Source organism: Streptomyces aurantiacus (genome assembly GCF_027107535.1).
GTDB lineage: Bacteria > Actinomycetota > Actinomycetes > Streptomycetales > Streptomycetaceae > Streptomyces.
Genome location: NZ_CP114283.1, coordinates 9,510,693 through 9,530,920, shown reverse-complemented (window position 1 = coordinate 9,530,920; position 20,228 = coordinate 9,510,693). Strand labels below are relative to the sequence as shown.

At 68.3% G+C, this 20,228-nt stretch carries 14 protein-coding genes; 3 read left to right on the top strand and 11 right to left on the bottom strand.

Annotation, left to right across the window (positions count from 1 at the left end; translation table 11 throughout):
- Positions 1–106 precede the first annotated feature (106 nt).
- The 7 genes from trxA to O1Q96_RS44065 form a co-directional block, all read right to left on the bottom strand.
- Complete coding sequence (gene trxA / locus O1Q96_RS44095) at positions 107–439, bottom strand: thioredoxin (RefSeq protein ID WP_122616554.1); 333 nt, start codon at positions 437–439, stop codon at positions 107–109.
- 44 nt (positions 440–483) lie between these two features.
- Entirely contained in the window at positions 484–1,452 is a 969-nt protein-coding gene (gene trxB, locus O1Q96_RS44090; RefSeq protein ID WP_269253423.1) for a thioredoxin-disulfide reductase, read from the bottom strand.
- A gap of 193 nt (positions 1,453–1,645) precedes the next feature.
- Positions 1,646–2,605: an anti-sigma factor family protein gene (locus tag O1Q96_RS44085; protein ID WP_269253422.1), complete on the bottom strand. Its 960-nt coding sequence runs from the start codon at positions 2,603–2,605 to the stop codon at positions 1,646–1,648.
- Positions 2,602–3,315, bottom strand: coding sequence for an RNA polymerase sigma factor SigM (sigM, locus tag O1Q96_RS44080; protein ID WP_269253421.1), 714 nt, complete (start codon positions 3,313–3,315; stop codon positions 2,602–2,604). Before sigM ends, O1Q96_RS44085 begins: the two co-directional genes overlap by 4 nt.
- 26 nt (positions 3,316–3,341) lie before the next feature.
- The gene (locus O1Q96_RS44075; RefSeq protein ID WP_269253420.1) at positions 3,342–5,069 is read right to left on the bottom strand and encodes a protein kinase family protein; all 1,728 of its coding nucleotides are present in this window, start codon (positions 5,067–5,069) and stop codon (positions 3,342–3,344) included.
- Between the two features lie 118 nt (positions 5,070–5,187).
- Positions 5,188–7,401: a murein biosynthesis integral membrane protein MurJ gene (gene murJ / locus O1Q96_RS44070; protein ID WP_269253419.1), complete on the bottom strand. Its 2,214-nt coding sequence runs from the start codon at positions 7,399–7,401 to the stop codon at positions 5,188–5,190.
- A 46-nt stretch (positions 7,402–7,447) separates the two neighbouring features.
- Positions 7,448–9,856 carry a DUF6049 family protein gene (locus O1Q96_RS44065; protein WP_269253418.1) on the bottom strand — a complete coding sequence of 803 codons (2,409 nt, stop codon included), beginning with the start codon at positions 9,854–9,856 and terminating at the stop codon, positions 7,448–7,450.
- A 234-nt stretch (positions 9,857–10,090) separates the two neighbouring features.
- On the opposite strand from O1Q96_RS44065, the gene O1Q96_RS44060 reads away from it, so the two are divergent.
- Positions 10,091–11,557, top strand: a complete 1,467-nt coding sequence (locus O1Q96_RS44060) for a CCA tRNA nucleotidyltransferase (RefSeq protein WP_269253417.1) — start codon at positions 10,091–10,093, stop codon at positions 11,555–11,557.
- Positions 11,558–11,670: 113 nt separating this feature from the next.
- On the opposite strand, the gene O1Q96_RS44055 is transcribed toward O1Q96_RS44060, so the two are convergent.
- From O1Q96_RS44055 to O1Q96_RS44040, 4 genes are all read right to left on the bottom strand, one after another.
- Positions 11,671–12,126 (bottom strand): LppU/SCO3897 family protein, encoded by a 456-nt coding sequence (locus tag O1Q96_RS44055; protein ID WP_269253416.1) that lies wholly within the window; start codon positions 12,124–12,126, stop codon positions 11,671–11,673.
- 114 nt (positions 12,127–12,240) lie between these two features.
- Positions 12,241–13,506, bottom strand: a complete 1,266-nt coding sequence (locus tag O1Q96_RS44050; RefSeq protein WP_269253415.1) for an MFS transporter — start codon at positions 13,504–13,506, stop codon at positions 12,241–12,243.
- Between the two features lie 78 nt (positions 13,507–13,584).
- Positions 13,585–14,667 (bottom strand): inositol-3-phosphate synthase, encoded by a 1,083-nt coding sequence (locus O1Q96_RS44045; RefSeq protein WP_269253414.1) that lies wholly within the window; start codon positions 14,665–14,667, stop codon positions 13,585–13,587.
- Between the two features lie 44 nt (positions 14,668–14,711).
- Positions 14,712–15,395 (bottom strand): PadR family transcriptional regulator, encoded by a 684-nt coding sequence (locus O1Q96_RS44040; RefSeq protein WP_269253413.1) that lies wholly within the window; start codon positions 15,393–15,395, stop codon positions 14,712–14,714.
- Positions 15,396–15,769: 374 nt separating this feature from the next.
- Here O1Q96_RS44040 and O1Q96_RS44035 point away from each other — a divergent pair, with 374 nt between their 5' ends.
- Positions 15,770–18,487 carry a transglycosylase domain-containing protein gene (locus tag O1Q96_RS44035; protein ID WP_269253412.1) on the top strand — a complete coding sequence of 906 codons (2,718 nt, stop codon included), beginning with the start codon at positions 15,770–15,772 and terminating at the stop codon, positions 18,485–18,487.
- 198 nt (positions 18,488–18,685) lie between these two features.
- On the top strand, positions 18,686–20,203 hold the full coding sequence (locus O1Q96_RS44030) for a glycosyltransferase family 87 protein (protein ID WP_269253411.1): 1,518 nt from the start codon (positions 18,686–18,688) through the stop codon (positions 20,201–20,203).
- Positions 20,204–20,228: the final 25 nt, after the last annotated feature.

The following is a 20,228-nucleotide window of genomic DNA, read 5'->3' as shown; positions in this document are numbered from 1 at the left end:
CCGTCCGCTCGACTGCTGGGCCTACATGCAGATGGGCCAACCCACGCGGGTTGGCCCATCTGTGTTTCACGTGAAACATCGTCACTCACAAGCGACGGTTTGCCGATCAGTCGGCGATGAAGTCTTCGAGGTCCCGCACGATCGCGGCCTTCGGCTTCGCACCCACGATGGTCTTGGCGACCTCGCCACCCTGGTAGACGTTCAGGGTCGGGATGGACATGACGCCGTACTTGGCGGCCGTACCCGGGTTCTCGTCGATGTTGAGCTTGACGATCTCGATCTTGTCGCCGTACTCGGCGGCGATCGCCTCGAGCGACGGCGCGATCTGGCGGCACGGGCCGCACCAGGCGGCCCAGAAGTCCACCAGTACGGGCTTGTCGCTCTTGAGTACGTCCTGCTCGAAAGAGTCGTCGGTCACGTGCTTCAGGGTGCCGGCCACGGCGGGCTCCTTAACTGGTTGGTGCGGTGGGGCGGACGGGAGGGTCAGACGGTGGTCTTCTCGGGTTCTGCTGGCTCGCCGTCCGCGAGCGCGGACAGGAAGCGCTCTGCGTCGAGGGCGGCGGCGCATCCGGTGCCGGCGGCGGTGATCGCCTGGCGGTAGGTGTGGTCGACGACGTCGCCGGCGCCGAAGACACCTGTCAGGTTCGTCCGGGTCGAGGGGGCCTCGACCTTGAGGTAGCCCTCCTCGTCCAGGTCGAGCTGGCCCTTGAAGAGCTCGGTGCGCGGGTCGTGGCCGATCGCGATGAACAGGCCGGTGACAGGCAGCTCGGACGTCTCACCGGTCTTGAGGTTGCGCAGCTGCAGCCCGGAGAGCTTCTGGTCGCCCTGGACCTCGGCCACCTCGCTGTCCCAGATGAACTTGATCTTCGGGTCGGCGAAAGCGCGCTCCTGCATCGCCTTGGAGGCGCGCAGCGTGTCGCGCCGGTGGACGATGGTCACCGACTTGGCGAAGCGGGAGAGGAAAGTGGCTTCCTCCATCGCGGTGTCGCCACCGCCGATGACGGCGATGTCCTGGTCCTTGAAGAAGAAGCCGTCACAGGTCGCGCACCAGGAGACGCCGCGACCGGAGAGGGCGTCCTCCTTGGGCAGGCCCAGCTTGCGGTGCTGCGAGCCGGTGGTGATGATGACTGCCTTCGCCCGGTGCACGGTGCCCACCGTGTCCGTGACGGTCTTGATCTCACCGCTGAGGTCGACCGCGACGATGTCGTCCGGAATCAGCTCGGCACCGAAGCGCTCGGCCTGCGCCCGCATGTTGTCCATGAGCTCCGGGCCCATGATGCCGTCCTGGAAACCGGGGAAGTTCTCCACGTCGGTCGTGTTCATGAGGGCGCCGCCCGCGGTGACGGCTCCCTCGAACACCAGCGGCTTGAGCGATGCGCGCGCGGTGTAGAGCGCCGCCGTGTATCCGGCGGGCCCGGAGCCGATGATGATCACGTTACGGACGTCGCTCACGGCTTGGTTCCTCGTCTCTGGGGACTGCTTCTACGACCGGGGGAGCCTCTCTCAGAACTCTCACCCCACCCAACGGATCCTAAGGGGCGCGCATTCCCGCTGTGTCCGGGCACACGAAGACAAGTCATCGCACAGGGACAGTACGGCTGGCGCGAAGTGTGTCCGAAGGTGGCCCGCGGCGGAGTCGGCCCGCTCAGCCGCGCGGGTAGGAGCGCTCCAGCAGGATCTTGCCGACGGAGATCGACGGCTTGTTCACACAGGCCGAGTCGACGACATAGGCCGTGACCTGTGTGGCATCGGTGGCGGCGGGCAGCACCACGAGATAGGCCTCGGTGCCCCTGTAGGAGCCTTCCTTGGCAGCGATCGGAGCCACGTCACGGTCGATCCCCTGCTTGATGCAGCCGGGCACGGAATCCGTGGGCTTGGTGAGAATGCTCGGACCCTCAGCCGATGCGGTGCCAAGGGGATGGGAGCTGCGAGGGTCGCCGTCCTTCTTCTCCCCTGTGTTGGCATCGGCGAGGAGATCCTTGACCTGGTTCTCCAGCTTCTTTCCGGCGAAGCTGTGCGCGGAGTCGCTCTGTTTCGGAGAGGCCGTCGCGGAGTCGTTCTCCGCGCTGTCGCTTCCCATCGACTGGATCAGGAGGCCACCGAGCCCCAGGGCGGCGGCAGTGAACATGGCACCCAGGACGACGGTCCTGCGACGGCCCCGGCGGGCCCGGCTCACGCGACCGGGTCCGGTGGCCGCTCGGGAATGTCCGGCGGGGCGGTCCGCCACCGTCGGTGTTTCACGTGAAACATGGCCGTCGGCGTTCATGTCGTCGTGCTCGATGTCGGACGTGGCGCGGGAGGCGCTGACGGACGAGGGGATTGAACCCACGGCATCAGTTCCGGGCGCCGTGGCGTCCAGCAGGGCTTCGGCGGCGAGAGCGGCGTCGATGCGTCCCGCAACGTCATCAGGCATGCGCGGTGGGCCCGGCAGTGTGCCGAGCATGCCGCGGATCTCCTCCAGGGAGTCGTACACGTCGGCACAGAGCGCGCAGGCGTCCAGGTGGCGTCGCACGTCCGCCGTACGAGAAGGCGGCAGCAGGCCTTCGGTGAGGTCGGAGATCTCCGCGACCTCCGGGTGCCCGGCCGTGTCGGTCGTTGATGTCACGCTCGCCCACCTCCGCCCTTCACAGCAGCTGAGTCGCTTGGTCCGTCATGTGGTCCCGCTGCGGGTGGGACGGATGTCCCCTGCGTACGGTTCCTTCCCTCGCCCGACTTCTTGCTCGCTCTGTCGCTCCCGCTGTCGGTGCGCAGGTGCTTGAGGAGGGGGAGGAGTCTGGCTCTTCCCCGCGCGCAGCGGCTCTTGACCGTGCCGGTCGGCACATCGAGCAGGCTGGCTGCCTCCGCCACCGGGTAGCCCTGCATGTCCACCAGAACGAGTGCGGCCCGTTGATCGTGAGGCAGGGTGCCCAGCGCTTCCAGCAGCTCACGGTGCAGATCGTTGCGCTCGGCCGGGGCGGAGGCCGACTCGTGCGGCTCCAGGAGCTGCTCAAGGCGCTCTGTGTCATCCACGGGGGAGGTCTTCCGGGACGCCGCCTTGCGGGCGCGGTCCAGGCAGGCGTTCACCGTGATCCGGTGCAGCCAGGTCGTGACGGCCGACTGGCCACGGAAGGTGTGGGCGGCCCGGTAGGCGGACACGAGGGCGTCCTGGACGGCGTCAGCGGCTTCCTCGCGGTCACCCAGCGTCCGCAGTGCCACGGCCCACAGCCGGTCACGGTGACGCCGCACGAGCTCGCCGAAGGCATCGGGATCACCCTCGACGTGACGGGAGAGGAGGTCTTGATCGCTCGCTTCGCTGAATCCGGCGTCGTCCGCCATCGAACCCCCTCCCCCTCGGTGAGTGCTCAGCCGGTGAACTTCACGTCGGTGACAGCCTGCTTGTATCCGGCGTCACTGAACTGGTCGCCTGGCGCGTACGGCAGCGCAGTGAACCACACCAGCACGTACTGGGTCTTCACTTTCTTGTCGACCTTCACCTTCGCGGTGGTACCGCTCGTCGTCAGGGTCCCGAGCTTCTGCATGGAACTCAGCGACGTCGACGAACTCATCGAGTCCGTCGCGTACAGCGTGACCGTCGTGTGGTCACCGGCGAACCGGAGCCCTATCGAGGCGGCCGAGAGCTCCCGCTTCGAGCCCAGGTCATAGACGATGCCGACGCCCGGCTTGTAGGCCGGGTTCATCGCCGGACCGTCGAGGAAGCTCTTGCTCCGCCAGTACGTCGAGCTGTCGCCGTCGTACGTCTTGGCCACATCCTCCGGCGCCTGCGCCGAACCCTTCGCCACGTACTCCTCGGCGCCTTCGATGGAGATCGTCTTGGCCGGCTTCGCCGCCGCGCCGCCCTTGTCGTTGTCCTCCGTCGTCTGGGTGTTGCCCGTCTCGTCGGACTTCCCGTGGTCCATGAGCGCGTCCGCGAGCTGCCAACTGCCCAGCCCCAGTGCGGCGATCAGAAGCGCGGACACGGTCCACTTGAGCGCCTTGCCCGTGCGGGTCTGCAGAGGGGGGAGCGGTGCCGGCGCCGGCTGGGTCGCGCCCGGGTGGGCCGCGGGACGACCGTAGTTGCCCTGCTGGTACGTCGTGCGCTGGTACTCGGGCGGCGCCGTGAACGCCGGCTCCGGGGGCCGGATGCGGGGCATCTCACCGACCGCCTTCACCAGTTCCTCCGGCGTGGTGCACGCAGGCTCCTGGCGCGACGCGGTCGCGCCGTCGTTGGCGAGGGCGCGCATCGCCAGCTCCGACAGGCCCCGGTGCACACCTGCCCGTACCTGGTCGGGTGCGATGAGGCCGACGCCCTTGGGCAGCCCGGAGAGGCCGTATGCGTCGTCCTCGTACGGCCAGCGCTGGGTGAGCGCGGCGTACAGCAGTGCGCCGATCGCCTCCGTGTCCCTGCGCTGCGGGGTGTCGGAACTGATGCCGCGCAGCGCGGCGTTCACCGCGAGGCCGCGGATGCGCCACTGGCCGGACGAGGTGCGCAGCACGGCGCCGGGGGTCAGCTTCAGGTGAGCCAGCCCCTCGCGATGTGCGGCGGCCATCGCCTGGGACACCTGGCTGACCATCTGGTACGCCTCGTGCACCTCCAGCGGCCCGGCGGCCAGAAGCGCCGTCAGCTCCGTGGCGTCCGGCAGCCATTCGTGCACCACGTAGACGAGGTCGTTCTCCTCGACTGCGTCCAGGACCTGGACGAACCGCGGATCGCCCAGCAGGGCCGACGAACGGGCCGCCGCCAGGACGGAGCGTGCTCGTGGATGGTCGGCGGGCAGCAGGTGCACACCGACGGCGCGGCGGAGTTTCTCGTCCACCGCACGCCAACTGCTGAAACCGTCCAGACGGGTGACGCACTCCTCCAGCCGATAGCGTCTGGCGAGTTTGTGACCGCTGTGCAACTCGGGCGGTGAGGTCCTGCCAGGGCTCTCGTTCGCCCCGCTCCCCTGTTCCTCTTCGCTCTCCGAGCTGTCCGTGTCCCGCTCCCGGTTCTGGGCCACCCCGTCGGCCGTGGACTGGTCCGCCTTCGCGGTCAGCGGCTCATCGCCGCTGTTGTCTGCCACGTCGACGGCAGCCGTGCTCCGTTCCGCCACCGTCGTCCCTGCCTCCCCATCCGTTGCACGCCGTCCGACGCCAAAGCCAATTGTGCCCACAGTCCGTCCCTCTGCACGACACGCGGTCGCGGACGATGGTTGTGCGCCTACCCCGCTCTCAGCGCCCAAGGCGCCCGCGGACCATGCCGACCATTCCGTTCAGCTCCTCGATGTGCATCCGCCGCGCCGCGACGTAGAAGACACCGAGCAGTACGACACCACCGCCGAGCAGGGAGGCGAACGAGCCGCCGACGCCCTGGCCCAGCGTGTGGCCGATTCCGTAGCAGGCCGCGCCGGCGAGCAGCGCGGCCGGTACCGCAGCGATCGCGAGTCGCGCGTATGTACGCAGGACGCGGCCCCCGTCCAGGTCGCCGCCCAGCCGCTTGCGCAGGCGGCTCCACGCGACCCCGACGCCGGTCGCATAGGCGAGACCGTACGACGCGGCCATGCCCGCCACCGCCCAACGCGGGGGGAGCAGGAAGAAGCAGAGCGCCGAAGCCCCGGCGTTGACGGCGGCCACGATGACCGTGTTGTAGAAGGGGGTTCGGGTGTCCTCGTACGCGTAGAAGGCGCGGAGCACCACGTACTGCACGGAGTACGGGATCAGGCCGAGGCCGAAGGCCATCAGCATGTAGCCCATGTTCGTCGCCTCGGTGGTGCCGGAGGCACCGAACATCAGCGTGCACATCGGGATGCCGAGGGCGACGAATCCGAAGGAGATCGGCACGATCGCCACGGCCGTCGTGCGCAGGCCCTGGGAGATGTCGTCGCGGACCGCTCCGCTGTCGCCCTCGTGGGCCGAGCGCGAGAGCCGCGGCAACAGGGCGGCCATCAAGGAGACCGTGATGATGGCCTGCGGGAGGCCCCAGATGAGCTGCGCGTTGGCGTAAGCGGCGAAGCCGGTACCGTCGACCGGTGAGTCGCTGCCCGCCGCGGTGGACAGCTGGGTCACGACGATCGCGCCCGCCTGGTTGGCGAGGACGAAGAGCACGGTCCACTTCGCGAGCCTCGCGGACTTGCCGAGGCCGTGGCCCTTCCAGTCGAAGCGCAACCGCAGCCGGAATCCGGTCTCGCGCAGGTACGGGATCATCGCGAGGGCCTGGACGACGAGGCCGAGCAATACGCCGATGCCGAGCAGCCGCTCGCCTTCCGGCGGGATGGTCGTCACCTTCATGCCGGAACTTGCCGCGGTGCCGTACACCCAGATGAACAGTCCGAGCGTCACGATGATGACGATGTTGTTGAGGACCGGGGTCCACATCATCGCGCCGAACTTTCCGCGCGCGTTGAGGATCTGGCCCATCACCACGTGAATGCCCATGAAGAAGATCGTGGGCAGGAAGTAGCGGGCGAAGGTGACAGCTACGTCGTTGGCCGCTGCCTCGCTCGCGATAGGTGCCGACAGCATGCGGACCAGGAGGGGCGCGGCGAGGACCGCAAGCGCGGTGAGTGCGCCGAGAACCATGACGACGAGGGTCAGCAGCCGGTTGGCAAAGGCCTCGCCGCCGTCGTCGTCGTCCTTCATGGCACGCACCAGCTGCGGTACGAAGACCGAGTTGAGGCCGCCGCCGATGGTCAGGATGTAGATCATCGTCGGCAGTTGGTACGCGACCTGGAAGGTGTCACCGAGGGTGCCGACGCCCAGAGCCGCGACGATCAGAGCGGAGCGGATGAAGCCGGTGAGGCGGGACACCATGGTGCCGGCCGCCATCACCGCGCTCGACTTCAACAGACCTGAAGCGCGGCCTCCGGACTTCTTCGTGGGGGCGGGCGCGGGTGCCGAAGGGGTCGCGGCGGCCGGAGCCGGTTCCGCTGCCGGGGAGGGCACACTGGGCGGCCCGGCGGGCGGATGGACGCCGCCCTGCTGCTGATCCCGGAAGAGATGAGCGAACGCGTCCGGCTCGTGGCGCGCCTCGCCGGCCTGGGTTACCAGGTCGTCCACACCCACGAACTGTGTCGTACGCGGGTCGTCCCCGTACGGCAGGTACTGAGTGGGGCCCTCCGGCTCGGGAGCCGGAGTCTGGGCCCACACGCGGGGATCGGGGGCGTACGGGGACTGGGGCGGCTGGGCGTAGAGCGGCGGCTGCGGCTGGTACGTGCCGGGCGGGGGCGGGGGATGCGCGGCGCGGTCGTAGAGGGCCTCGGCGACGGGGTCCTGGGCGGACAGGTCCTGCGCCCGGTAGGGATCCTGGGCGTAGGCGTCCTGCAGGTACACGTCGGCCGGGGGCTGCGGAGGCACCTCGCCGGGCTCCGGCGGGCCCTGCGGCGGGTCGTCGGGGTAGCCGGAGCTCCCCGCGCCCTGACCGCGGTCACCGTCGTACGGCGCGTTCATGGTTACCCCACCTCATCGTCCCCGGGCCCACCGGCCACGACATCGCTCAACGGTCCACTCTCTCACCCGTCCCGGACGGGTCGGTGTTTTCCGGTGCGGTGTCCGGTGAAGGGTCACTCGGGTGCTCCGGGTCATGTGCGCCCGACTCGGCGGCGGACGTCTTCTCTCGACGGTTCCCCCCGTCGGCACCGGCCTCCGCGCCGTCGGCGGGGACGTACTCCGTTTCGTCGTCCCTGGGGGCGTTCTCCGCTTCCTGCGCGGCCTGGCGGGCGGCTTCCCGCTTGCGCTGCGTGTACATCCGGAATCCGGCGAGCACGAGCAGCAGGACTCCGCCGGCGATGACCAGCATCACGGTGGCCGTGATCTCGGTGACCTTCACGTCGAAGGTGACTTCGGGCCCGTATGCCTGGCCGTCCTTCGTGAACAACTGGGCGACCACCTCGGCCCGGCCGTTGGCGTGCGCGTTCGTGGTGAATTTCACGGACTGGCTGTGTCCGCCGGAGACCGCGACCGTCCGCTCCTGGTAGGAGCCGTCACCGATGCTGAGGCGGCTCGGCTGCGTGGACGTCAGACGCAGCACCAGGTGGTCGACGTCCTGGACGAGGTTGTTCTGCACGGTGACGGGAATCGTGGCGCTGCGGCCCGAGAGCTTCGCGTCGGACTTCTTGATCAGCCCGACGCCCTCGGTGAGCCCGACGAGGTACTGCTCGACACTGTTGCGGTACGTCGCTGCTTCGGCGGCCCGCCCGCGCCAGGAAGTGGACATCGCCCGGTCCATGGCCCGGCCGAACGGGGTGACCACACGGGACTTGTCCGAAAGGATCACCTGGAAGCTGTCGAGCTTCTTCTGCGTGCCCTCGATCTGCTCGAAGGCGGACTGCGGCAGAGCCTGCCTGCGCAGCGAGGAGGGATAGGCGGAGGCCGACGGGATCCGGGTGGTGGCGCCCGCGTCCGGCTTGGCCTTGGTGGCCGCGGACAGGTCGGCGGACTGCGACCAGTTCCCGTCCTCGAGGGCGGTCAGTGCCTGAGCCATCGTCTGGGCCTGGCTGCCGGTCGGCATGCGCTGCGGGGCCACGACGACGCTGCGCTGCTTGTCCGGAGCCTGGCGTGTGAGCATCAGGCTCTGGGCGAGGAAGCGCTGCACGGCGAGTGTGGAGTTGCCGGCCACCGTCATGTCGCCCTGGAACGCCGTCGACAGACGGGCGTCCGTGACCACCGCGGTGGTGCCACCGCCGATCGGCCGGGCCGCCGAGGGCGTGTACGGAAGTGCGCCGGTCTCCTCCAGGCTGTCGCTGCGGGAGAGGACCGTGTCGGCGCCGGCCGAGGTCGCGACCTTGACGATCGACGGGTCGATCGCGCCGTTGACGGGCCAGGCGTAGTCCGTGTCGGGCGTCACATGGAGGATGGACTTCACGGTCGTCCCGGCCACGGTGGTGGCGTCCTTGAGGTGGCTCAGCGACCCGGTCACACTCGTGCCGTTGTGAGCCAGTGACGCCAGGTCCGGGTCGGCGAAGGGGAGAGCGACGACTTCCTCGCCCTGGACCGCCTTCTCCAGTTCGTTGAGCCACTCCTTGGCCACAGCCTGGTGCGTGCCGGCCGTGGTGGTGGTGCTGGAGCCGTTCACCTGGACGCGGTAGCTGCGCGTCATCGCGTCCACGGAGGCCAGCAGGTCCGGGTCGACGACCCAGGTGATGTCGAGGTCCTTGCCGAGGCTGAGGAGCTGCTCCAGGCGGCCGCCGGGGGCGATCTCGGCGGCCAGATCGTCGTCGTCCTTGAAGAGCGGGGTCTGCTGCTCGTTCGAACCCGTCTCGGCCGTCATGTGGGAGCCCGAGACCAGTGGCCAGAGGTAGGTCGTCCTGGTCTTCTTTTCCGCGGGCTCCGGCTGCCACGGCAGGAAGGTCCGTTCGATGCCGAGGATCTGGTCGTACGGAGCGGCGGCGGTCCGGCCGGTGAGTGTGACACCCAGCTGGTAGACGCCGTCGGCGCCCAGGTTCAGCTTGTCGACGGGGATGGAGATGCTGAAGGTCTGCGGGACGCCCGGGGCCAGTTTCGCGAACTTCGCCACGTACTTGCTGCCGGCTTCCGTGCCCGTGTACGGGTTGCTCTTCGCGGCGTCGTCGATCGCCGAGCGACCCTCCAGCTTCGGGCCCACCCGCAGGCCGACGTGCGCGTCCGTGACCGCCTGCTTGCCCTTGTTGACGATCCTGCCGGAGACGGTGAGCGTGTCGCCGTCGGAGGGAACACGCGGGCTGAGCGAATCCAGGGAGACGCCGACCGTGCGGGAGCCGGTGACCTCGGCGGGAGCGCTGGACTCCGCCGCGGACGAGGACGGCGACCAGGGCAGCTGGAGGAGACCGGCCAGAAGAGGCGCCCCGGCGAGCAGTGCTCCCGTGCGCCGCAGCCAGCGGCGGGCAGGTGAGGGACTGGTCCCCTGGAAGTCTGCCGCCTCGGCCACGCGCTCGCCCGTCCCTCGTCGTCGTCAGTGGTCGTCGGATTGTGCGTCCACGCATGGTAACGATGCGCGCTGAGGGTAAGTGCCGCGGTCCGCTCCACAAGATCAGGAGAAGAGACCCTGCTGCCCTGCTATGTGGGCTTATCTACGACAGTGTGCCCACGGGGAGGGCGGACGGGCCTGTGCACGTTTAATGAAGGCGCCCTCGGGCGCCGGGGCCACGTACCCTTTTCTGTTGTGTCGAATGCCAACGAAGACAGTCCCAGTGCGCTGAACCAGGTGCAGAGCCGCGCGGTGAGCGAGCTGCTGCGGGTGTCCCCCGTCGCCGATGACCTCGCCCGCCGATTCCAGGAGGCCGGGTTCTCTCTCGCCCTGGTAGGTGGCTCGGTCCGGGACGCCCTCCTCGGCCGGCTCGGCAACGACCTGGACTTCACGACGGACGCCCGCCCCGAGGACGTACTGAAGATCATGCGGCCCTGGGCCGATTCCCTGTGGGACGTCGGGATCGCCTTCGGCACGGTGGGGGCGCAGAAGGACGCTCGCGTCGGAGACGTGGATCAGAGCTTCCAGATCGAGGTGACGACGTACCGCTCGGAGGCGTACGACCGGACCTCGCGCAAGCCCGAGGTGTCCTACGGCGACTCCATCGAGGAAGACCTGGTCCGCCGTGACTTCACCGTGAACGCGATGGCCGTGGCACTGCCCGAGAAGGTGTTCATCGATCCGCACGGCGGGCTCGACGATCTCGCGGCCCGTGTTCTGCGGACCCCGGGCACTCCCGAGTCGTCCTTCTCCGACGATCCGCTGCGGATGATGCGGGCCGCGCGCTTCGGGGCGCAGCTCGACTTCGAGGTGGCGCCGGACGTCGTCGCGGCGATGAAAGCCATGGCCGACCGTATCGAGATCGTCTCGGCCGAGCGCGTGCGCGACGAGCTGAACAAGCTGATCCTCTCCGCGCACCCGCGCGAGGGGCTGACGCTGCTCGTCGACGCGGGGCTGGCCGACCGGGTGCTGCCCGAGCTGCCCGCACTGCGGCTGGAGAGGGACGAGCACCACCGGCACAAGGACGTCTACGACCACACGCTGATCGTCCTGGAGCAGGCCATGGCGCTGGAGGAGGCCGGTCCGGACCTCACACTGAGGCTGGCCGCGCTGCTGCACGACATCGGCAAGCCGCGCACCCGTCGCTTCGAGCAGGACGGGCGGGTCTCCTTCCACCATCACGAGGTGGTGGGCGCCAAGATGACCAAGAAGCGGATGACGGATCTCAAGTACTCCAACGAGCTCGTGAAGGACGTCTCGCGCCTGGTCGAGCTGCACCTGCGCTTCCACGGCTACGGCACCGGGGAGTGGACGGACTCGGCGGTCCGGCGGTACGTCCGTGACGCGGGTCCGCTCCTCGACCGTCTCCACAAGCTGACCCGCTCGGACTGCACGACGCGCAACAAGCGCAAGGCCGCCACCCTCTCCCGCGCGTACGACGGTCTGGAGGAGCGCATCGCCCAGCTCGAGGAGCAGGAGGAGCTGGACGCGATCCGGCCCGACCTCGACGGCAACCAGATCATGGAGGTCCTGGGCGTCGGTCCCGGCCCGGCGATCGGTCAGGCCTACAAGTTCCTGTTGGAACTGCGACTGGAGAACGGGCCGATGGAGTACGACGCGGCGGTGTCGGCACTCAAGGAGTGGTGGGCGGAGCAGAGCTGAAAACGCGCCGACGTCATGTTTCACGTGAAACATGACGTCGGCGCGATGGTGCTGGATACGCCGAGGGCCCGTTGTTTCACGTGAAACAACGGGCCCTCGGCGTCAGCAAGCTTCTACTTGGAGGAGTACTCCGACAGGCAGAGAGTGAAGTCGCTGCTGCCGCCGGTCTCGGTGTACTCGGCGTACTTGGTGCGGTCGCAGCCCGAGTCGTCGGTCTTCTTCTGCTCGACCTTGTACGCGGCCTTGGAGTTGCCGCAGTCCACGACCTCGAGCTCCGGGTCGGTGGTGCTGTCCGGGTTGCCGATGCTCATGCAGTCGCCGACCTTGGCGCTCTGGGCATCGTCACGGCTCGCGAACCAGCCGGCACCGGCGACTATGAGGGCGATGGCCACGATTCCGAAACGCAGGTACTTCTTGAAGTTGCGCTTCGGCGGCTCGGGCGGGACCGGGGCGTACGGGGCGTTGGGCTGCTGCGGGAAGCCCTGCGGAGGCTGCTGCCCGTACGGGTTCCCCTCGGGCGGCTGCCCCTGAGCGAACGGATTCTGGCCCTGGGGCGGCGGAGTGGTCACTTGGGGGTCCCCCTCGAACTAGGAGCGCGTGGCGCGAAATAAGACGGACGTAAGCTACCGGCCCCCACTGACAACTCTGTACTCCAGGGAGTCTCTGTGGCATTGATGTGACACTTACTGGAGCTCAAAGCGGGCCATAGTCGCAGCAACTGCCCCGTAGATAACGGCCACCGTGACCACAAGGGCCACGGAGCGGCCGTCAGGAGGCAGCATCAGGGCGGCCACCGCCGCGGCGCCGACGAAGGCGACGTTGAACAGGACGTCGTAAACGGCGAAGATCCGGCCACGGAATTCGTCCTCGACGGACGACTGGACCAACGTGTCGGTGGCGATCTTCGCGCCCTGAGTGGTCAGTCCCAGCACGAAGGCCGCGATGAGCAGCGGGACTTCGGCGAACGGGAGGCCCAGCGCCGGTTCCAGGACCGCGGCGGATCCCGCGCAGGCGATGATCCAGCCGCCGGGCCCGAGGCGGCTCGCTCCCGCCGGAGTCAGTACGGCCGCGGCGAAGAAGCCCGCGCCGGAGATGCCCAGGGCCAGACCGAGAAGGGCGACCCCGTCGTCGTCCGGGCCGGACGACAAGGCATACCGGCAGAGCATCAGCACCATGACTGTCAGCGCGCCGTAGCAGAACCGCATCAGGGTCATCGCGGTCAGCGCCCAGGCGGCCTCCCGGCGCGGGGGCTCGGCGAGGTGACGGACGCCCGCCGCCAGACCGCGTGCCGTGCCGATCACCGCTGTCCTCAGCCGTGGTCGCACCGACCGGAGGTCGGGTCCGAGCAGTTCCGGAGCCAGTCGCAGCGAGGCGAGCGCGGCGCACCCGTACAGCGCCGCTCCCACGAGAATCACTGCCGCGTCGGAGTCGGAGGCGACGATGCGTACGAGGAAGGCGAGACCGCCGCCGAGGGTCGCGGCGAGCGTTCCGGCCGTGGGCGACAGGGAGTTGGCCATCACCAGGCGCTCCGGGTCGACGACACGGGGCAGGGCGGCGGAGAGGCCCGCCAGCACGAATCTGTTGACGGCGGTCACGCACAGCGCGGACGCGTAGAACAGCCAGTCCGGCGCTCCGCTCAGCATCAGGAGGGCCGTCAGGGAGGCGAGCAGCGCCCGCAGAAGGTTCCCGTACAGAAAGACCTGCCGGCGTCGCCAGCGGTCCAGGAGAACGCCCGCGAAGGGGCCGACGAGGGAGTACGGCAGGAGCAGGACCGCCATCGCGGAGGCGATCGCGGCCGCCGAGGTCTGTTTCTCCGGGGAGAAGACGACGTACGTGGCGAGAGCGACCTGGTAGACCCCGTCGGCGCCCTGCGACAGCAGCCGTACGGCGAGCAGACGCCGGAAGTTCCGGAAGCGCAGGAGTACGCGCAGGTCACCCACGACAGCCATGGGTTACAGCCTCGCACAGGGAAAGGGTCCCCGGAGCGATGCCCCGGGGACCCTCAACAGCCGTGCGAAGGAGGAGCCTTAGCGCTCGACCTCGCCCTTGATGAACTTCTCGACGTTGGCGTAGGCCTCGTCGTCGAAGTACTGGACCGGCGGGGACTTCATGAAGTAGCTCGACGCGGAGAGGATCGGACCGCCGATGCCGCGGTCCTTGGCGATCTTCGCGGCGCGCAGGGCGTCGATGATGACACCCGCGGAGTTCGGGGAGTCCCAGACCTCGAGCTTGTACTCCAGGTTCAGCGGGACGTCACCGAAGGCGCGGCCCTCGAGGCGCACGTACGCCCACTTGCGGTCGTCGAGCCAGGCCACGTAGTCGGACGGGCCGATGTGGACGTTGTTCTCGCCGAGCTCGCGGTCTCGGATCTGCGAGGTGACGGCCTGCGTCTTCGAGATCTTCTTGGACTCCAGGCGGTCGCGCTCCAACATGTTCTTGAAGTCCATGTTGCCGCCGACGTTGAGCTGCATGGTGCGCTCGAGACGGACACCGCGGTCCTCGAACAGCTTCGCCATCACACGGTGCGTGATGGTGGCGCCGACCTGCGACTTGATGTCGTCACCGACGATCGGGACGCCGGCCTCGGTGAACTTGTCCGCCCACTCCTTGGTGCCGGCGATGAAGACCGGCAGGGCGTTGACGAACGCGACCTTGGCGTCGATGGCGCACTGCGCGTAGAACTTCGCCGCGTCCTCGGAACCGACGGGGAGGTAGCAGACGAGGACGTCGACCGCCTGGTCCTTGAGGACCTTGACGACGTCGACCGGAGCCTCGTCCGACTCCTCGATGGTCTCGCGGTAGTACTTGCCGAGCCCGTCATGGGTGTGGCCGCGCTGGACCGTGACGCCCTTGTTCGGGACGTCGCAGATCTTGATGGTGTTGTTCTCGCTGGCGCCGATGGCGTCCGAGAGGTCGAGGCCGACCTTCTTCGCGTCGACGTCGAAGGCGGCGACGAACTCGACGTCACCCACGTGGTATTCGCCGAACTGGACATGCATCAGGCCCGGCACCTTGGCCGCCGGGTCGGCGTCCTTGTAGTACTCGACGCCCTGAACCAGCGAGGCGGCGCAGTTGCCCACGCCGACGATGGCTACGCGAACCGAACCCATTCCGGTTGCTCCCTGTGTGTACTCGGTGAAGCCCTGAGCGGACTTCACGTGGCAGTGTCGTCGGACGGATCCGGCCCGAGGTCGCCCCCGGGCCGGGGCAGGCCGCCCGACTCCCCAGATGTGTTGTCCTGCTGAGCGGAGCCGTCAGGACCGGGACGCCGATGGTCCCGTCCCGCCCGCTCGCTCTCGATGAGCTCGTTCAGCCAGCGCACTTCGCGCTCCACGGACTCCATTCCGTGGCGCTGGAGCTCAAGGGTGTAGTCGTCGAGGCGCTCCCGGGTGCGCGCCAGCGAGGCACGCATCTTCTCCAGGCGCTCCTCGAGACGGCTGCGGCGTCCTTCGAGGACCCGCATCCGTACGTCCCGTGACGTCTGGCCGAAGAAGGCGAAACGAGCGGCGAAATGTTCGTCCTCGTACGCGTCGGGACCCGTCTGCGAGAGCAGGTCCTCGAAGTGTTCCTTACCTTCGGCCGTCAACCGATAGACGATCTTGGCGCGACGCCCTGCGAGTGGTGCCGCGACGGCGTCCTCGGGGGTGCTCCCCGGCTCCTCGATCAACCAGCCGTTGGTGACCAGCGTCTTGAGGCAGGGGTAGAGCGTCCCGTAGCTGAACGCACGGAACACACCCAGTGACGTATTGAGGCGTTTGCGCAGCTCATAGCCGTGCATCGGGGACTCGCGCAGAAGGCCGAGGACGGCGAACTCGAGGATCCCGGAACGCCGGCTCATCGTCGCCTCCTCTCTGCCGCGGCCCTGCCGTGACGGTCTTTATGCCGAGCTGATGTATCGACTCGATACATCAGCACGATAGATCGGACCTCGTCGTGCGACAAGAGGGGGCACGGTGAACGGCGTCACATCACCGATTCGTAGGAAGCAAGTTGCCTGATTTGGGGTGAACTTCGGCCCTAGGCGGGTTTTGACGGTGCGTAGTCTGTGCGCCATGCAAACCACCGGGAACCGTGTGACGCCTGGGGACGTCCTTGTCCTCGGTGCGGTACGGATGAATGTAAAAACGACCGCATCCGTACTTCGGGGGGACCGGAAACCAGCCGCCGTTTCCAGGCGCGCTCAGGTGCGCCTGCCCGAGGAGTAATCGTTCGATGAGCGAGCACCGTCGCAAACCGCCGCAGCCGCAGGGCGGCGGACGTGCCGCGGCCCGACGCGGCCAGACAGGGTCGTCCTCCGGCCGCCGTGCGGCTCCGCGAGGCGCAACCGAATCTCCTTCCGACTCCTATGACTCGGGGGGTGGGGATCGCCCGTTCGGCAGCCGTGCCGAAGCCCGGCGGGCGACACAGAGAAGCAACAGTGGCGGCGGCCGGCGCAGAGCGGCCGACGGCACGGGGACCGGCGGCCACGGTGGTGGCGGCCGACGAGGCGGACCCGGCGGGCCCACCGGCCCCGGCCGGGGCCGCGGGCGTGGCTCCGCACCGCCGCAGAACCGGATCATCGACTACCCGCGCGCGGGCAGGTACGGGGCGGCGCGATGGGTGCCGTCCTGGAAGCTCGTGACCGGAGTGTTCATCGGCTTCTTCGGCAGCATGATGGCCGTCGCGGGAGTCGCGTACGCGCTGGTGGGCATCCCGGACGTCGCCAAGACGGCGGAGGCGCAGAACAACGTCTACTACTGGGCCGACGGCACACAGATGGTCGCGACCGGTGGTGAGACGAACCGGCAGATCATCGACTACTCCCGGATTCCCACGGAGATGCGCTACGCCGTCATCTCGGCCGAGAACAAGACGTTCGAGAACGACCGGGGTGTCGACCCAGTGGGTATCGGCCGGGCCCTGTTCAACATGGCCAAGGGCGGCGAGACGCAGGGCGGCTCCACGATCACCCAGCAGTACGTGAAGAACGCCATGCTGGAGGACCAGTCGCAGACGATCTCCCGGAAGTTCAAGGAGCTCTTCGTCTCCATCAAGGTCGGCGCCAACGTCGAAAAAGAAGACATCATGGCCGGCTATCTGAACTCGGCCTACTACGGTCGCGGCGCCTACGGAATCCAGGCCGCCGCGCGTACGTACTTCGACAAGGACGCCGAGGACCTCGACCCGAGCCAGTGCGCCTTCCTGGCGGCGGTGCTCAAGGGAGCCACGTACTACGACCCGGCCGGCGCGGAGTCGATCGACCCGTCCGCCACCCCCGCCGCCAACCGCCAGCGTGCGGAGACCCGGTGGCGCTGGATCCTCGACGAGATGGTCAAGGACGGGCACCTGACGCAGGCGAAGCGGTCCGAGTACCCCGACTTCCCCAAGCTGCAGAACCCGCGTTCGAACGCACAGCTGGGCGGGCAGGTCGGTTATCTCGTCGACCTCGCCAAGGCGTACATCGTCAACAACAGCGAGAAGACCGGGATCACCGAAAAGGATCTCCGCGAGGGCGGCTACGAGATCCACACGACCTTCCAGAAGAAGAAGGTCCAGCAGCTCGAAGACGCGGTGAAGAAGGTCCGCAAGGAGAACATCAACGCGAAGGCTCGCCCGACGAAGGACAAACACGTCCAGTTCGGCGGGGCGTCGGTGGACCCGAAGACCGGTGCCATCAGGGCCATCTACGGCGGTGAGGACGCGACCAAGCACTTCACCAACAACGCCGACCAGACCGGTGCCCAGGTCGGTTCGACCTTCAAGCCGTTCGTGCTCGCGGCGGCCATGAAGTGGGGCGTTCTCGACCCCGACCTCGGGCCGGCCCAGGCACAGGACGAGCGGATCAAGGTCTCGCCCAAGAGCCTCTACAGCGGCAAGAACAAGCTCAAGATCCAGGAGTACGACGGGTCGGTCTGGACGGACAAGGACGGGAAGGAGTGGCTGCAGCGGAACGACGGTGACGAGTCGTACAACCCGCCCAGCTTCCAGATCGACCTCCGTGAGGCGATGAGGGTCTCCTCGAACTCCGCTTACGTCCAGCTCGGCATGAACGTGGGCCTCGAGAAGGTCAGGGAGTCCGCCCTGGACGCGGGCATCAAGGAAAGCAGCCTGGCCAGCGCCAACTTCCCGTCGTTCTCCATCGGCACCTCCGACCCCAGCGCGATCCGTATGGCCGGCGCGTACGCCACCTTCGCGGCGAGCGGCAAGCAGAACGAGCCGTACTCGGTCGACGAGATCACCAACGAGGAAGGGCTCGTCTTCAAGCACGACACCAGGACGAAGCAGGCCTTCACTTCGCTGGTCGCCGACAACGTCACCGACGTCCTGAAGACCGTCGTGGACGAGGGCACCGGTACCGCGGCGAAGCTGGACGGCCGGCCGGTCGCGGGCAAGACCGGTACGACCGACGGCAACAAGTCCGCCTGGTTCGTCGGCTACACCCCGCAGCTCTCGACCGCCGTCTCCATGTACCGACTGGACGACGACGAGTCCAACAAGAAGCGCGAGTTCCTCGAGATGTACGGAACGGGTGGCCAGGAGGAGATCCACGGTGCCTCGTTCCCGGCCGAGATCTGGCACGACTACATGGAGGACGCGCTCAAGGGCTCGAAGGTGGAGCCGTTCCCGACGCCTGATCCGATCGGCGAGGTCGTCAACGACGTCCCGATCCCGACGGCGACCCCCACGCCCACGGAGACGGAGGAGGAGAGCGTTTCGCCGACTCCCACGCCCACGGAGTCCGAGACCGCTCCCTCGCCCTCCGCGAGTGAGAGCTGCGGCAACTTCGGCGGCTTCGGGTGCGAGGACACCGGTGGAACCAACACCGGCGGGACCGATGCCGGCGGTACGGAGGGTGGCGTGACCTCCTCACCCTCGCAATCCGAGGAGGAGGGCGACCCCAGAGGCAACGCCAACGGCAACGGCGGCCTCTTCGGAGGTGCCCCGGGCTAGCCGGTCGAGGTTTCCCGGACGCGACGTGGTCGCCGGCTTCGGCCGGCGGCCACGTCGCGTTTCGGCGGCCGGAGAGGCGGCAGAAGGGCCTTTCTCCCGCTCCGGGCAGGCACGAGCGGCGGGCAGCGGGCTGCCTCGGCGGGGGCCCGTCCGGTCCGAGCCGCCCGTCCGGGCGTATTCCCAGGCGCGTACGGCAGGATGTGCGGCATGCCCAGTGCAGAAACGACGCGCGCGAGCGTGCACGAGCCAGATCTGGTGCGGCCGACCAAGGAGGACCCGGTCGCCGCGACCGGCAGCGAACTGTTCGGCGGCCCCCTCGGGCGCCGTGCGCTGCTCGGGACGTCCTGGTGGACTCCCGTGCGGGTCATCGCACTCATCGCGATCGGCGTGTTCGCCCTCGGCATGGTGCAGAAGCTGCCCTGCTACGACGGTGCCTGGTTCTTCGGCGCCAGCTCGCAGTACACACATGCCTGCTACTCCGACATCCCGCACCTCTACCAGGGACGGGGCTTCGCCGACGGGCTCGTGCCGTACTTCGACAAGCTCGAAGGCGACATGGAGTACCTCGAGTACCCGGTGCTGACCGGCGTGTTCATGGAGGTCGCTGCCTGGCTCACGCCGGGCAGCGGCACCATCCAGCACCAGGAGCAGGTCTACTGGATGGTCAACGCCGGAATGCTGATGGCGTGTGCCGCCGTCATCGCCGTCTGCGTGACCCGCACCCACCGGCGGCGGCCCTGGGACGGCCTGCTGGTCGCCCTGGCACCCGCGTTCGCGCTGACCGCCACCATCAACTGGGACCTGCTGGCAGTCGCTCTGACGGCCGCGGCGATGCTGATGTGGGCCCGGAGCCGCCCCCTCGCCTTCGGCGTGCTGCTGGGGCTCGCCACGGCCGCCAAGCTGTATCCCATGCTGCTGCTGGGGCCGCTGCTGGTCCTGTGCTGGCGCGCGGGCAGATGGCGTGAGTTCGGTACCGCACTGCTCGGCGCCGTCGGCTCCTGGCTGGTCGTGAACCTTCCGGTCATGCTGCTGGCGCCCGAGGGCTGGTCGAAGTTCTACACGTTCAGCCAGGAACGCGGTGTCGACTTCGGCTCCTTCTGGCTGATCCTCTCCCAGCGCATGGAGACGCCGCTCGTCACCGACACCGTCAACACGATGGCCACGCTGTTGATGCTGGTCTCCTCCGTGGGCGTCGCCGCACTCGCGCTGACCGCTCCGCGCCGGCCCCGATTCGCCCAGCTGGCGTTCCTGATCGTCGCGGCCTTCATCCTCACCAACAAGGTCTATTCACCGCAGTACGTACTGTGGCTGATTCCCCTGGCCGTGCTGGCCCGCCCCAAGTGGCGGGACTTCCTGATCTGGCAGGCGTGCGAGGTCGCGTACTTCCTCGGGATCTGGATGTACCTCGCGTACACGACCAGCGGCGACGCACACAAGGGACTGCCGCAGGAGGGGTACCAACTGGCCATCGCCGTCCACCTGCTGGGGACGTTGTACCTGTGCGCCGTGATCGTGCGGGACATCTTCATGCCGGAGCGGGACGTGGTGCGTCGCTCCGGCGACGACGATCCGTCGGGCGGTGTGCTGGACCGCGCGGAGGACGTCTTCGTCCTGGGCGCCGCGGCCCATCCGCCACGGCACGCCGCGCACTTCGACGGTCCTTACGTGGAGTGGGGCAGTGGCGACGAACCCGGTAGGAATCCGAGTTCGCTCTGAGCGAACAAACCGTGGGTGAGGTACG

Coding starts and splice junctions, on each gene's coding strand:
- sigM (WP_269253421.1), bottom strand. CDS start 3,315: ATGGCGGACGACGCCGGATTCAGCGAAGCGAGCGATCAAGACCTCCTC.
- murJ (WP_269253419.1), bottom strand. CDS start 7,401: ATGAACGCGCCGTACGACGGTGACCGCGGTCAGGGCGCGGGGAGCTCC.
- O1Q96_RS44050 (WP_269253415.1), bottom strand. CDS start 13,506: ATGGCTGTCGTGGGTGACCTGCGCGTACTCCTGCGCTTCCGGAACTTC.
- O1Q96_RS44045 (WP_269253414.1), bottom strand. CDS start 14,667: ATGGGTTCGGTTCGCGTAGCCATCGTCGGCGTGGGCAACTGCGCCGCC.
- O1Q96_RS44040 (WP_269253413.1), bottom strand. CDS start 15,395: ATGAGCCGGCGTTCCGGGATCCTCGAGTTCGCCGTCCTCGGCCTTCTG.
- O1Q96_RS44035 (WP_269253412.1), top strand. CDS start 15,770: ATGAGCGAGCACCGTCGCAAACCGCCGCAGCCGCAGGGCGGCGGACGT.
- O1Q96_RS44030 (WP_269253411.1), top strand. CDS start 18,686: ATGTGCGGCATGCCCAGTGCAGAAACGACGCGCGCGAGCGTGCACGAG.